Annotated in this window: 14 protein-coding genes and 1 pseudogene; 8 read left to right on the forward strand and 7 right to left on the reverse strand. The window is 75.9% G+C overall.

Going from position 1 to position 13,441, the window contains the following annotated elements; all coding sequences use genetic code 11:
• Positions 1-49 precede the first annotated feature (49 nt).
• From ACIQU6_RS22295 to ACIQU6_RS22310, 4 genes and pseudogenes are all read right to left on the reverse strand, one after another.
• A complete protein-coding gene (locus tag ACIQU6_RS22295) occupies positions 50-862 on the reverse strand; it encodes a TIGR04222 domain-containing membrane protein (protein ID WP_403483402.1) in 813 nt (270 codons plus the stop codon).
• Positions 863-1,022: 160 nt separating this feature from the next.
• A pseudogene (locus tag ACIQU6_RS22300) lies at positions 1,023-2,319 on the reverse strand (DUF692 domain-containing protein).
• A 303-nt stretch (positions 2,320-2,622) separates the two neighbouring features.
• Positions 2,623-3,285: a LysE family translocator gene (locus ACIQU6_RS22305; protein ID WP_403483403.1), complete on the reverse strand. Its 663-nt coding sequence runs from the start codon at positions 3,283-3,285 to the stop codon at positions 2,623-2,625.
• Positions 3,286-3,483: 198 nt separating this feature from the next.
• On the reverse strand, positions 3,484-4,146 hold the full coding sequence (locus tag ACIQU6_RS22310; RefSeq protein ID WP_403483448.1) for a peptidyl-tRNA hydrolase: 663 nt from the start codon (positions 4,144-4,146) through the stop codon (positions 3,484-3,486).
• Between the two features lie 333 nt (positions 4,147-4,479).
• Between ACIQU6_RS22310 and ACIQU6_RS22315 the strand changes: the two genes are divergently transcribed.
• The 3 genes from ACIQU6_RS22315 to ACIQU6_RS22325 all read left to right on the forward strand — a co-directional run bounded on the left by ACIQU6_RS22315 (position 4,480) and on the right by ACIQU6_RS22325 (position 6,387).
• A complete protein-coding gene (locus ACIQU6_RS22315) occupies positions 4,480-5,397 on the forward strand; it encodes an ATP-binding cassette domain-containing protein (protein ID WP_403483404.1) in 918 nt (305 codons plus the stop codon).
• A gap of 8 nt (positions 5,398-5,405) precedes the next feature.
• On the forward strand, positions 5,406-6,074 hold the full coding sequence (locus ACIQU6_RS22320; RefSeq protein WP_403483449.1) for an ABC transporter: 669 nt from the start codon (positions 5,406-5,408) through the stop codon (positions 6,072-6,074).
• A gap of 118 nt (positions 6,075-6,192) precedes the next feature.
• Positions 6,193-6,387, forward strand: coding sequence for a hypothetical protein (locus tag ACIQU6_RS22325; RefSeq protein ID WP_403483405.1), 195 nt, complete (start codon positions 6,193-6,195; stop codon positions 6,385-6,387).
• Between the two features lie 40 nt (positions 6,388-6,427).
• Here ACIQU6_RS22325 and zapE read toward each other — a convergent pair whose 3' ends face one another.
• Entirely contained in the window at positions 6,428-7,555 is a 1,128-nt protein-coding gene (zapE, locus tag ACIQU6_RS22330; protein WP_403483406.1) for a cell division protein ZapE, read from the reverse strand.
• 67 nt (positions 7,556-7,622) lie between these two features.
• Here zapE and ACIQU6_RS22335 point away from each other — a divergent pair, with 67 nt between their 5' ends.
• From ACIQU6_RS22335 to ACIQU6_RS22345, 3 genes are all read left to right on the forward strand, one after another.
• The gene (locus ACIQU6_RS22335) at positions 7,623-8,438 is read left to right on the forward strand and encodes a dihydrofolate reductase family protein (RefSeq protein ID WP_403483407.1); all 816 of its coding nucleotides are present in this window, start codon (positions 7,623-7,625) and stop codon (positions 8,436-8,438) included.
• A gap of 137 nt (positions 8,439-8,575) precedes the next feature.
• On the forward strand, positions 8,576-9,061 hold the full coding sequence (locus ACIQU6_RS22340; protein ID WP_403483408.1) for an indole-3-glycerol phosphate synthase: 486 nt from the start codon (positions 8,576-8,578) through the stop codon (positions 9,059-9,061).
• A 166-nt stretch (positions 9,062-9,227) separates the two neighbouring features.
• Complete coding sequence (locus ACIQU6_RS22345) at positions 9,228-9,422, forward strand: hypothetical protein (protein ID WP_403483409.1); 195 nt, start codon at positions 9,228-9,230, stop codon at positions 9,420-9,422.
• Between the two features lie 48 nt (positions 9,423-9,470).
• Here ACIQU6_RS22345 and ACIQU6_RS22350 read toward each other — a convergent pair whose 3' ends face one another.
• Both ACIQU6_RS22350 and ACIQU6_RS22355 read right to left on the reverse strand, forming a co-directional pair.
• Positions 9,471-10,157 carry an ABC transporter ATP-binding protein gene (locus ACIQU6_RS22350; protein WP_403483410.1) on the reverse strand — a complete coding sequence of 229 codons (687 nt, stop codon included), beginning with the start codon at positions 10,155-10,157 and terminating at the stop codon, positions 9,471-9,473.
• The gene (locus ACIQU6_RS22355) at positions 10,154-11,242 is read right to left on the reverse strand and encodes an ABC transporter permease (protein WP_403483450.1); all 1,089 of its coding nucleotides are present in this window, start codon (positions 11,240-11,242) and stop codon (positions 10,154-10,156) included. The genes ACIQU6_RS22350 and ACIQU6_RS22355 overlap by 4 nt, the downstream gene beginning before the upstream one ends.
• A 181-nt stretch (positions 11,243-11,423) precedes the next feature.
• On the opposite strand from ACIQU6_RS22355, the gene ACIQU6_RS22360 reads away from it, so the two are divergent.
• Both ACIQU6_RS22360 and ACIQU6_RS22365 read left to right on the forward strand, forming a co-directional pair.
• A complete protein-coding gene (locus ACIQU6_RS22360) occupies positions 11,424-12,668 on the forward strand; it encodes a sensor histidine kinase (protein WP_403483411.1) in 1,245 nt (414 codons plus the stop codon).
• Positions 12,665-13,306, forward strand: coding sequence for a response regulator transcription factor (locus tag ACIQU6_RS22365; protein WP_274912717.1), 642 nt, complete (start codon positions 12,665-12,667; stop codon positions 13,304-13,306). The genes ACIQU6_RS22360 and ACIQU6_RS22365 overlap by 4 nt, the downstream gene beginning before the upstream one ends.
• Positions 13,307-13,441: the final 135 nt, after the last annotated feature.

Consider the following 13,441-nt stretch of genomic DNA (forward strand, 5'->3'; position numbering starts at 1 on the left):
GTTGGGCCGATTGGTGGCGAAGTAAAGCACCGTACGGCGGTGTCGGGCGCTATGCCCCGGAAGAGTGGAGGGCCGCGCGCAAACCCGGATCCGCGAGCGCGTCGGGCCCATGGAGCGCCAACCCGGTCAGCCCGCCCGAAGTCGCCCCCGGGAGCCTGCCCCGAAGAGCCCGACGCGCGCGCCGCAACACCGCCTCGCCGGCCTCGGTCGCCCAGCCGGTGGACGGCTGGACCTCGAAGCGGGCGATGGCCCAGGTGCCCAGGGTGAGGACCAGCGGGAGCGCGAACCAGGCCAGCACCGGCCCCGCTTGCGCGCCGGAGGGCACCATCCAGTAGGCCGCGCCGGCGGCCAGCGCCACCAGAAGGGCGGCGCCCTGTACCTGGCGGACCGCGGCGCCGATCTCCTTACGGGCCGCGGCGGGTGCCGCGAGGCCGGCGAGGGTCAGCCGGTCGGCCAGCCCGTGGACCGCCTGGGCGCCGGACAGGGCGTGCCGCACGGCCGGTATCTCGCACTGCCCCTCCGGGCCGATGGCGGTGAGGGCGGCGCGCTCGACCGGGTCCAGGCCGACCGGGTCGACGACCGTGGCCCAGCCGGTGTGGGCCAGATGCAGTCGCCGCTGCTGGGCCATCAGGACCAGGACCACGTCGGCGAGGCGGTGCGGGCCGCCGGAGAGGTAGGCGGTCTCGTAGAGGGAGAGCCCGCCGTCGCCGGCGGCCGGGGTGCCGTCCGCGGGCGCGTCGTCCGCCGGTGCGGACGGCCCGCCGTGCCGGGGCCGGCCGGCGGCGGCGACCGCGGTGCGGCACACGCGGGCGCAGGAGACGACCGCCGCACCCCAGGCGAGGAGGAGGAAGGGAAGCCACATGAGCGAGGTTCTACGGGACGGCGGACGCTTTCTGCTACAGCTTTCGCGTAACGTGGACATGACGTTCCGTGGGGCTGTAGTGGTGGCGAACTCCCTTTGATCGGTGGTCACTTCGGGGTGGCCGGCGGGGCGCGCCTCGCTGCGGATCGCCCCGCGCTGCTCATCTACGACGCAGGGCGAGCCACAGGGTGCGGGAGCGGCGGGCGGCGGTGCGGGCGAGGCGGGCCGCGGGGCGATCGGACGGCGGGCGGGGGCCGGCCCGGTCGCGCCACCAGTGCGTCAGCCGCTGCCGTGCCAACGCATCGGCCAGGCGGTCGCGTTCCAGGAGGAACGCCGCGAAGTCCAGGGCGTCCCGGCGGTAGCCGCCGCGCAGGGGGCGCTGTTGGGCGTAGTCGAGGAAGGCCGGCCGGTAGGCGTCCCCGAGGAGCTCCGGGAGTTCGGGGGCGACCTTGCCCACGACCGCGGCCCGTTTGGCGGCCAACGCCCGGCTCTGCACCCGGAGTCGGGCCCGGTCGAAGCCCTCCGGCGCGGGCGTCCCGGCCACCAGCGCCGACAGCAGCGCGGCCTGCGCCAGCGCCAGCCGTTCGCGGGCCGCGGTGGTGTCCACCGCCGGCTCAAGCCGCCCGGACACGGCGCGCTCCCTCCACCACGGCGCGGATCGCGTCGAGTTCGGCGGCCAGCTCGCCGCCCTCGGGGAAGTCGTCGTCCCGCTCCAACAGCACCCCGGGCGGATCGGTGCGGGCGCACAGCTCCGCCAGCACGTCCAGCACCGGCCGGCTCACCGGGTGCGCGTGGCTGTCGTGCCACACCCCGTCGCGCTCGACGCCACCCGCGACGTGGACGTAGGCGATCGCCTCGACGGGCAGCGCGTCCAGGGCCGCGGCCGGGTCCTCGCCGCGGTTGACGTGGTTGGTGTGGAGGTTGGCGACGTTGATGAGGAGCCGGACACCGGTCCGCTCGACCAGTTCCGACAGGAACTGCCCCTCGGTCAACTCCTCGCCGGGCCAGGAGAACAGCGCGGCGATGTTCTCCAGGGCCAGCGGCACCGGGAGCGCGTCCTGGGCGATCCGGACGTTCTCGCACAGCACGTCGAGCGCGTCGCGGGTGCGCGGCACCGGCAGCAGGTGGCCGGCCTCCAGAACGGGCGACGCGGTCAGCGGGCCGCCGGCCCGGACGAACGCGATGTGCTCGGTGACCAACGGGGCGGACAGCGCGGTGGCCCGTTCGGCGAGCGCCGTCAGCCGCCCGGCGTCCGGGCGGTCCGCGCCGCCGAGACCGAGTGAGACGCCGTGCGGGATCACCGGGGTCCCGCGCTCCCGCAACTCCCCCAGGGCGTCCGGGAGATGGCCGGGGCAGACGTTCTCGGCGACCACCTCCACCCAGTCGATCCCGGGCAGCGCGGCGATCTCCGCGGCGATCTCCGGCCGCCAGCCGATACCCGTGCCCAAGTGCGCCATGGTTTCCCCCTGTTGTCCGCGGTGTTCACGGTGTTCGTGTGGGCCGCGGGGCTTGCGCGGTCCGTGTCCCGTGGTCATCCGTGCCCCGTGTTCAGCTACTCCCCGTGGTCTCGGGGGACTTCCCTGGCCCTGCGGTACTTCTCACCACGTGCGGGCGGTCCAAGCGTCCTGGCGGGTGGTTCAGAGGGCGAGTTGAGCTTCGGGTGCCGTCGCGGGTACCGAGGAGGGGCGGGGTGGGGCGGGCGTTGGCGGGCCGTCTGCCCGGTTTGCCTGATCCGCCCGGTCGTGGCTCGGCGGTGTGGCTCAGCGGGCGACCTCGAAGCCGACCGCCGCACCCAGTGCCACCAGCACGCCGCCGGTGGCCTGGTCCAACCGCCGCCGCACCCGCGGCCGTTGCAGGACTCCGCGCGCCCGGTGCACCGCCAGCGTGACGCCGCCCAGCCACAGCAGGCCCAGCGCCGCGTGCACGCCCACCAGGAGCAGCGTCGTGCCGACCACCGGGGCGCCGTGCGGGATGAACTGCGGCAGCAGGGAGAGGTAGACCACGCCCACCTTGGGGTTGAGGACGTTCGTCAGCAGTCCGGTGCGGAACGCCCGCCAGGGGCTTACCGGGACGGCGGGCGCGCCCTCGGCCGCCGGGGCCTCCCCGGCGCCGGACCCCGCCTCGCCCGCGCCGCGCCGGCGCCGGGCGCTGCGCAGCGCCTGCACCCCGAGCCACACCAGATACAACGCACCGGCGACCCGCAGCGCGTCGTACGCCGCCTGCGAGGCGGCCAGCATCGCGGTCAGCCCGACCGCCCCGGCCAGCCCCCACACGAAGCAGCCGGCGGCTATCCCGAGCGCGCTGCAGAGCGCGGCGCGCCGCCCGGAACCGAGCGCGGTCCGCAGGACCACTGCGAAGTCCGGGCCGGGGGAGACGGTCAGCAGGGCGGCCACCACGGTGAAGCCGATGACGGAGGTCAGCATGGGCACACGGTACGTCCCGCCTCCGGTGGGTCCGGCGGCGGGGAGCGGGCGCGGGGCCGGCGGCCGTCGGCGGGTGCGGAGGGCCGGCTCGCCGCGGTCGGCCACCGGCCACCGGCCGCCGACCTCGGCCGTCGGGGTCAGCCGTACGGCAGGGCCAGACGTCCGTCGGTCGGCGATCAGCCGGAGACCAGTCGGTGATCAACTGGCGGACGGCAGCGGTGCGTCGCGCAGCGCCGGGTGGTCGGCGACGACCGTGCAGGAGCCCGGGGCGATCTCGGTGAAGCCGGCGTCCCGCACCACCGGCAGTCCGCCGCCGGTCAACGAGGCCCAGGCCGACGGCTCCGCGGTCCGCACCGCCAACGGGAAGTCGGCCGCGCGCCAGGCGTCCCGCTGTGCCGCGGACAGCGCCCACCACGCCAACTGCGCGCCGTGCCCGGCCTGTGCCATCGCCTTGCCCGCCGACATCTCCAGCTCGGGGTTGAGCCACAGCACCGGGGTGCCGGCCGGCGGCTCTCCGGGCGCCCGGGGGTCGTCCAGCTCGGTGCCCGAGACCTGGAGGCGGGCCAGGTCCTTGGGCCAGCCGTCCAGCGGCACCGGCGGGAAGACCCGCACCTCGGCCTCCCGGCCGGTGACCGTGATGCCCGACAGGGCCTCGGCCCGCCGCCACTCCGCGCCGCGCGCCCGCCGCACCACCTTGCGTATCCGGGAGTCCTGCCAGTCCCGCACCGCCTGGGCCCACGCGCCGGCTCCGGCGGCCCGCTCGTCGGAGAGCAGCGTGAGCACCGCCCGCGCCGCGGTCTCCAGCGCGTCGGTGCGCGGCGGCGGGGCGGTCCGCTCCAGGCGCACGACGAGCGGCAGCACGTACTCCGGTGCCGGCGCCGGCTGCGCGCGCTCCTCGCAGTCGGCGGGCTGCGCGTCGTCGGCCGGCGTCCGGCCGGCGGGCGTCTGGTCGGTCCGGTCGGGCCGGCTGTGCGCGCCGGATCGGCCGGCGGTCTCGGTACTGGTCACATCGCTCAGTCTGCCAGCCGCCACTGACAGCGCCCCGCGGCCGCCCGCGGTCGTCGCACCCGCCCCCGCCGCCACCCCGCGCCCCGCCCCCGGCTACCGTCAGCGCCAACGGCCAACGGCCAACGGGCCAACGGACAAGCGGGCGGCCGGGCCGACGGGGAAGCGGGCCAGGGGGAGGTGCGGCCGATGCCGCGGCGGACGGCACAGCGGATGCGGCTGGACGGGGTCGGGCGACGCTACGGGCTGCGCGGGCCCTGGGTGCTGCGCGAGGTGCGGCTCGACGTGCCACCGGGCGTGCTGTTGCGTGTCGAGGGGGCCAACGGCAGTGGGAAGTCCACCCTGTTGCGGCTGCTCGCCGGGATCGACCGGCCCACCACCGGGCGGATCACCGGGCGCCCGCGCACCGCCTACGTTCCCGAACGCTTCCCGCCCGCCCTCCCGTTCACCGCCGTCGGCTACCTCACCCACCTCGGCCGGGTCCACGGCCTGCGGACGCCGGAGGCGGCCCGCCGGGCGGCCGAGTGGCTCGAACGCTTCGGGGCCGCCGGGCACGCCCGCACCCCGCTGGCCGAGCTGTCCAAGGGGACGAGCCAGAAGGTCGCGGTCGCCCAGGCGCTGCTCGCCGAGCCCGAACTCCTCGTCCTGGACGAGGCGTGGACCGGCCTGGACCCGGCCGCCCGCGACCTCCTCGACCGGGCGGTCGCCGAACGGGTCGCCGCCGGCGGCACCGTCGTCTTCGTCGACCACGACCCGCGCCGACTGGCCGGGGCCGCGGACGCCCGCTACCGGGTCGCGGACGGACTGCTGCGGCAACCGGGCCCGGACGACGCCCCGGCGCAACCTGGTGCGCACGCCCCCGTCCCGCGCACCGTCGTCGAGGCCGAGGGCCCACCGGGGTGTGAGGTCCCGTCGGCCCTCCCCGGGGCACCCGACATCGCCCCGGGGCTCGACGGCACCTTCCGGCTGACGGTGCCGGCCGTCCACTCCGACGCCCTGCTGCGCGCCCTGCTCACCGCGCGCCCGCCCTGGCACGTCCGCGCCGTCACCGCCGCCGGGCCGCCCGGTGCCACGCCCCCCGCTCCCGGAGAGAACTCCCGCCCATGACTGCCCCGTTGACCGCCCTGGTCCGCTACCAGGCGGCGCTGTTCGCCGGCTCGTACCGTTGGCTGCCGCCGCTCCTGGTCTACGCGGCGTTCCTCGCCATCGGCGTCCAGACCGGCGGCCCGATCCTGGACGCGTACGGCTACGCCGCCGGCGGGCTGCTGCCCGTCGCCGTGTGGCTGACCCGGGTCTGCGTGGCCAACGAGCCGCCGGCCGCCCGCAGTTGTACCGCGGCCGCCGCCGGGCCCGCCCGTGCGCACTGCGCGGCGCTGCTGACCGCGGCCGGCGCCGCGCTGCTCCTGGCGCTCGCCGGCACCGCCTTCGTCGCCCTGCTCTCCGACCCGCGCTCGACCGACCACCAGGTCGCCGTCCCGGTCCTGCCCGCGGCCGGCGCCGGGCTGCTGACCGCCCTGGTCTGCCTGCTGTTGGGCACCGCGCTCGGCGCGCTGTGCTCCTGGCCGGTGTTGCGCCGCCCCGGCTGGGGCGTCCCGGCCGGGCTGATCGCCGCGCTGCTGGTCCTCGTCCTGGGCGCCTCGCCCGCCAACGCCGCGCTGACCGGCATGATCACCGGCTCCGAACACGGCACGGTCACCGCTCCCTGGCTGCCCCTGGCCGCCGCGGCGCTGCTCGCCTCCGGGGCCACGGCCCTGGCCTGCGCCCTCACGGGACGCCGCGGCTGACCACGGGGCCGACGGAGAGCCAGGGAACCGCGGGGCATGCGGCCACTCGCCGCCCGGCCTGTCCGGCGGCCCCGACCGGCCCGTCCCGGCCAGCGCCGCCGCGGCGTAGGCTCGCCCCATGCCGTCCACCGACCCGACGCCGCCCGCACCGTCCGACGGGAGCCCGGCCGCCACCGGCCCCACCGCGGGCCCGCCGTACGCCGACTGCGTCGAGTGCGGCCGGCCCACCGAGTACCCGGCGTCCACCCCCGGCATCGTCCACTGTCCGGTCTGCGCCTGGCAGGAGGCCCAGCGCACGGCCTGCTCGGGCTGACCGACCGGGCCGCGCGGCCCCCGCCCACGGCACCGGCCGGCTACGCCACCAGCGCCTTGGCGTCCCGGGCCAGCGCGGTCAGGCGGGAGATGGCGCGGAAGTACTTCTTGCGGTAGCCGCCGCGCAGCATCTCGTCGCTGAACAGCCCGTCGAAGGGCTTGCCGGCGGCCAGTACCGGCACCTCGCGGTCGTAGAGCCGGTCGGCGAGCACCACCAGGCGCAGCGCGGTGGACTGGTCCGGCACCGCCTGGACGTCGGTGAGGCAGACCGCCCGGATGCCGTCGCACATCGCGCCGTACCGACTGGGGTGCACCGTCGACAGGTGGGCCAGGAGGGAGGGGAAGTCGTCGAGCGAGGCACCGGGGGTGCGGTGCGCGACGCCGACCACGGTCTCGTCGTCGAACGGCGCGGGCGCCTCCGGCAGGCCGCGGTGGCGGTAGTCCTCGCCGTCGATGCGCAGGGCGCGGAAGTGGGCGCTCAGGCCCTGGATCTCGCGCAGGAAGTCGGCGGCGGCGAACCGGCCCTCGCCCAGCTTGCCGGGCAGCGTGTTGGAGGTGGCGGCCAGTCCGACGCCGGCCTCGACCAGCTTGCCCAGGAGGGTGGAGACCAGCACCGTGTCCCCGGGGTCGTCCAGCTCGAACTCGTCGATGCACAGCAGCCGGTGGCCGCTCAGCGTGCGCACGGTCTGCTGGAAGCCGAGCGCGCCGACCAGGTTGGTCAGCTCGACGAAGGTGCCGAACGCCTTGAGCTCGGGGGCCGCCGGGGTGGCGTGCCAGAGGGAGGCGAGCAGGTGCGTCTTGCCGACGCCGTAGCCGCCGTCGAGGTAGACACCGCGCGGCCCCTTGGGGGCGGTGGGCTTCTTCGAACTCCTGGAGAACCAGCGGCGCTTGCCGCCGTCGGCCTCCGCCCCGACGCCGAGGCCCGAGGCGAACGTCCGCAGGACCTGCACGGCCTCGGCCTGGCTCGACTGTCCCGGTTGGGGTATGTACGTGTCGAAGCGGGCGCCCTGGAAGCGCGGCGGCGGCACCATCTCGGCGACCAGGCGCTCGGCTGGCACGTGCGGCGTGCGGGAGGTCAAGGCGGTGGGGGCCGCGGCACCGTCCCCGTTGGCCGGGGGCGCGGCTATCGGGGAGGGCGCGGGGGAGGACGAGGGTTGCGAAGGTGACACAGCTCTCCAGCCTAGTGGCTCCGAGGCACCACCCGGCCCGGTGAGCGAGGCATGTCACACTGCGCCCATGCGACGCCTGTTCCCCCTTCCCCTCCCGGCCACCCCGGACGCCGCCCGGGCCGCCGGCCCTGACTGGACCACCGACCGCGAGTGGACCCTGGACGAGCTGGCCGCGGCCTACGCGTACCCGGCGGCGGACGACCCGGTGCGGTCCGGCCGCCCCGGTTGGCTGCGCGCCAACATGGTCTCCTCCCTGGACGGCGCGGCCCACCACGAGGGGCGTTCGCAGCCACTCTCCGGGGACGCCGACATGCGGATCTTCGGGGTGCTGCGGGCGCTGTCGGACGCGGTGGTGGTCGGCGCAGAGACGGTCCGGCGGGAGGGCTACCGACCGGCCCGCGCCCGGGCCGCGTTCGCCGCCCGGCGGGCCGCCGCGGGGCAGGGGCCGGCGCCCGCCATCGCGGTGGTCAGCGCGGGCCTGGCGCTGGACTTCACGTTGCCGCTGTTCACCGAGCCGCTGGTGCCCACCCTGGTGCTGACCGGCGCCGACGCTCCCGAGGAGCGGGTGCGCGCGGCCCGCGCGGCCGGTGTCGAGGTGCTCTTCGCGGGCGAGGGGCTCGGCGTCGACCCGGTACGGGTGGCGGGGGCGCTGGCCGAACGGGGACGCACTCGGCTGCTCACCGAGGGCGGGCCGCGGCTGTTGGGGCAGTTCGCGGCGGCCGGGGCGCTGGACGAGATGTGCCTGTCGCTGTCCCCGCTGGTGGCGGTGGGCGACGCGCAGCGGATCATGGACGGGCCCGCCGTGGCGGTTCCCGAGCGGTTCGCGCTTTTGTCGGTGCTGGAGGAGTCCGGGTTCCTGTTCACCCGTTACCGCCGGTTCTGATTTCAGCGGAATTATCTGTTCCGCTTAGCTTCCGTTGGGCACACTAAAAGCCGACAGGCCCCGTGTGGCGACGGGGCAGGATGGTTTCTGTGGGCACCGTGGCATACGGTGCCCGGAAGAGAAGAAGGGCGTCCGTCGTGTTCACGAGCGTATTGATGATCGAGAAGCCTCTGACGCCCGCGGACGTGGAGTTCGTCACCACCCTGCACGGCGACGACCGGGTCTCCTTCGTGGTCCTCATGCAGCCGCGCGGCAAGCAGGACGTCCTGTTGCGGGCCATCGACGACGTCGCGCTCGGGGAGTTCGAGGACGCCGTGCGGGAGGGTGAGGAGCCCGGCGGGGCGAGTGCCGTGCTCCCCGCCGAGCAGGGGCTCTCGCACACCCTCCAGGCGCTGCGCGCCGCCGGCGCCGAGGCGGTCGGGCAGGTGGTCGAGGACCACCCGCTGGACCTGCTGAAGTCGGTCGTCGACGAGACCGGCGCGGACGAGGTGATCGTGCTGACCACCCCGCACTTCGTCGAGGAGTTCTTCCACCGGGACTGGGCCTCGCGGGCCCGCCACAAGGTCGGCGTCCCCGTTCTGAAGCTGTTCTCGCACGCCGCCGACGAGCCCAACGGCGGCTGAACCGGCGCCGCTTCGGCCGGCGCGTCAACGTCACGCCGTTTCCATACCCGAACGGGTCATCTGTAGCTCACCGCTGTCCCGAATCGGTGCGTTCCTGGTCAGGAAGCGGCCCGCAGCGGGCCGAATCCAGCACAGCCGAGACCGGAGCATCGAGAAAGGGGCCGTCATGGCGGACCAGCGGGAACCGGACGCGGAACGGGAGCGCGGCCGGAACGAGGACCGGACCCGGGACGAGGAGCGTGGCGCGGACCCGACCGTCCCGGAGGCCGACGACTCCGAGCCCGGAGCGCACGGCCCGCACCAGGGCCGCAAGGCCGCCAGGTCCAACCTGTTCCCCACCTTCTCCCACCGCGACGACTAGCCGTCGCGGCTGTACGGGACGGGCGGCGCCCGCCCGTCCCGTAGGGGCTCACACTCCCGCTCCCGCCCCCAACGTCAGCCGGCCGTCCAGGACTTCCGCCACCGCGTCGACCGCGGCCAGATGGGAACGGTCGTGGGTGACCAACACCGTGGCGGTGCCGCGCTGGTGGGTCAGCTCGGTCAGCAGGTCCAGCACCGCGGCGCCGCGCTCGTGGTCCAGCGCGCTGGTCGGCTCGTCCACCAGCAGCACCGCGGGCTCGTTCATCAGCGCCCGGGCGATGTTCACCCGTTGCCGCTGACCGCCCGACAACTGGTGCGGCCGCCGGTCCGCCTGGCCCGACAGGCCCACCGCCGCCAGCAGTTCGAGGGCCCGGGAGCGGGCCGCGCGGGGCGAGCGGCCCGCCAGATGGGCCATCACCTGGAGCTGCTCGGCCGCGGTCAGCGACGGCAGCAGGTTCGGCTGCTGGAAGACCGTTCCCACAGTGGTCCGGCGCAGCGCGGTCAGGTCGGCGCGGCGTAGCCCCGTGGTGTCCGTGCCGTCGAGCACCACCCGCCCGCGGTCCGGCCGGATCAGCGTCGCGGCGACTGCCAGCAGGCTGGACTTGCCGGAGCCGGACGGGCCGACCACCGCCGTCACGGTGCCCGCCGGCACGGTCAGCGACACCGCGTCCAGCGCGGTCAGGCGGGCGTCGCCGTCGGGGTAGGTGAGGGTGACATCGGTCAGTTCGAGGCTCATCGGGCACTTCCCAGGGCGGTCAGCGGGTCGACGGAGGTGAGGCGGCGGATGGACAGCGCGGCGCCCACGGCACCCAGCGCGATCATGATCAGGGCCGGGATCAGCACGGTGGTGGCGTCGAGCACGAACGGCACGGTGCCGCCCACCGCGGCGCCCACCCCGGCCGCCACCGCGGTCCCCAGGCCGGTGCCGACCACCAGCAGGACGACGGCCTGGCCGAGCGCGTCCCGCAGCAGATAGCGGGTGGAGGCGCCGAGCGCCTTGAGGACCGCCACGTCGCCGCTGCGCTGGATCGTCCAGACCGTGAAGAACGCCCCGATGACCAGCGCGGAGATGGCGAACAGGAAGCCGCGCATCAGTTGCAGGGAGCCGTTCTCGGCGCTGTAGGAGCCGATCGCGGTCAGGGCGTCGGCGGCCGTGACCGTGCGGGTGCCGAGCCGGCGGTCCGCGGTGGCCAGACCGTCCGTCCCGGTGGTGGACAGGGCGACGACGGTGGCGCCCCCGGAGGTCGCGCCGCCGGGGCTCCCGGACAGCCGCTGCCAGTCGCCGAGCGTGGCCCACACCACCGGCGTGTGGCTGAACATCGCCGCGCCCGAGACCGCCGTCACCGTCACCTGGCGGCCGCCCAGCGCGAGCCGGTCACCGGCCCGTGCGCCGAGCTTGTCGGCGGCCTTCTCCGACAACACCACCGTGCCGTCACCGGCCGGCCCGGAGGACGGCGCCAGTCGGGAACCGGGCCGCACCCCGAACACCGAGACCGCCGCGGTCTTCCCGCCGGCCCCCTCGACCTTCGCGGGGGAGATCCCCAACGGGTCGGCGCTGCGCACCCCGGGCACCTGGGCCCACTGGTGCACCGTCCGCTCCGGCAGCCGGGAGTCGGTGAACGACGGCTTGCCGTCCCCGGCGGGGGCGGCGAAGACCAGGTGGTCGGCGGGCAGCCCGGTGATGGCCGAGGTGTTCTCCCGGCCCAGCCCCGCGGTCAGCCCGGACAGCAGCCCCACCAACACCGTGATCAGCGTGACGACGGTCCCCATCAGGGCGAACCGCCCCTTGGCGAATCTCAGGTCTCTGAAGGCGACGAACACCGGCTCGGCCATCCTCGGATCGATGCCGGGCCCACTGCCCGGCGGTTGCCCCCACCGTCGCCCGCCACCGGGACGCGCGGCATCGCGCCCGGGAGTGGTTCGCCGGAGCCGAACGGTGCGGTCCCGGCTCCACCTTTCGATTGATGCCGGGGTCGCCACCGGCCCGTAGCCTGAAGGGGCCGTGATCGAACAAGCCAGGACCGACCTCTCCCTCGCCCCCGTCGTGCGCGTGCTGCGCCTGTGCCTCCACCTGATGGTGGCCGGGCTGCTGGCGCTCGCCGCCGTACGCGCCCTGGCCGACGGGGCCCCCGCCGCCCCGGGCGTGCTCGCCACCGCGGTGGTCCTCCTGGCGCTCTACGTCCTGGGGCCCGCGCTGCTCCGGGCCCGCAGTTCGGCCGCCGCCGTCCTCTGGCTCGCCACCGTGGTCGCGGTGTGGCTGGTGCTGTTGGCGCTCACCCCGGACGGCGTCTGGCTGGCCTTCCCGCTGTTCTTCGTCGAACTGCACCTGCTGCCGCCCCGTTGGGCGCTGCCCGTCGTCGCCGCCAGTACGGCCGCCGCCATCGCCGGCTTCGCCTGGCACACCCACACCCTCAGCGTCGGCACGGTCATCGGCCCCGTCCTGGGCGCCGCGGTCGCCGTCGCCGTCGTCTTCGGCTACCAGGCCCTCTACCGGGAGAGCGAGCAGCGCCGCCGCCTCATCGAGGAGCTCACCGCGGCCCGCAGCGAGTTGGCCGCCGCGGAACGGGCCGCCGGCGTCCTCGCCGAACGGGAGCGGCTGGCCCGCGAGATCCACGACACCCTCGCCCAGGGGCTCTCCAGCATCCAACTGCTTCTGAGGGCCGCCGAACGCGCCGTACCGGGGCGGCCGGAGACCGCCCTCGGGCACATCCGGCAGGCCCGCACCGCCGCCGTCGACAACCTCGCCGAGGCGCGCCGCTTCGTCCGCGCCCTGAGCCCGCCCGACCTGGAAGCCGACTCGCTGCCGGCCGCCCTGGAGCGGCTGTGCGCCGCCACCGCCCGCACCTCCGGGCTGGCCGTGCACTGCCAGGTCTCCGGTGCGCCCACGCCGCTGCCCACCCCGCACGAGGTCGCCCTGTTGCGGATCGCCCAGTCCGCGCTCGCCAACACCGTCCAGCACGCCGCCGCCGACCGCGTCGAGCTGACCCTCAGCTACATGGACACCGAGGTCGCCCTGGACGTCGTCGACGACGGCAGCGGGTTCGTGCCCGCCGAGGTGCCGCCGCCCGGCTCCGCGGCCGCCGGCGGCTCCGGCTTCGGGCTGGCCGCGATGCGCGCCCGGGCCCGCGCTCTCCACGGGACCCTCGCCGTCGAGTCCGCCCCGGGGGAGGGCACCGCCCTCGCCGTCACCCTGCCCTGTCCCGACCCGTCCGCCGTCCCCGAGACCGCCCAGGGGGCCGCCCCGTGACCGCACCCGCCGCCCCCGTCCGACTACTGCTCGCCGACGACCACCCCGTCGTACGGGCCGGGCTCCGCGCCGTCCTGGAGACGGAGCCGGACTTCGAGATCGCCGCCGACGTCCCCACTTCCGAGGAGGCCGTGGCGCTGGCGGCCAGCCTGGACGTCGACGTGGTCCTCATGGACCTCCAGTTCGGCGGCCGGATGCTGGGGTCCCGGGCCACCGCGGAGATCACCGCCCGCCCCGGGGCGCCCCGCGTGCTGATCCTGACCACCTACGACAGCGACGCCGACATCCTCGCCGCCATCGAGGCCGGCGCCACCGGCTACCTCCTCAAGGACGCCCCGCCCGACGAACTGGCCGCCGCGGTGCGCACCGCCGCGGCCGGGAAGTCCGCGCTCGCCCCCACCGTCGCGCACCGGCTGATGGACCGGATGCGGACGCCCGCCGCCGCCCTCTCCCGCCGCGAGACCGAGGTCCTCCAGCTCGTCGCCGACGGCCTGTCCAACGCGGCGATCAGCAAGCGGCTCTTCCTCAGCCAGGCGACCGTCAAGTCCCATCTCGTCCACATCTACGCCAAATTGGGTGTCGACTCCCGCACGGCCGCGGTCGCCGCCGCCACCGCCCAGGGCCTGATCCGCCGCTGACCGCCGCACCGGGTCGGGGCCCCGTGGTGCGCCCCGGCGCGGGGTCGCGGGCCGGCGCTGTCAGTGCCGGGTGCGAGAATCGTCGGCAAGCACACGCAGGACCGCACGCCCGCTCGACGATCAGGGAGACCCATC

It is taken from the genome of Streptomyces sp. NPDC090442, assembly GCF_044769405.1.
In the GTDB taxonomy this organism is placed as follows: Bacteria; Actinomycetota; Actinomycetes; order Streptomycetales; family Streptomycetaceae; genus Streptomyces.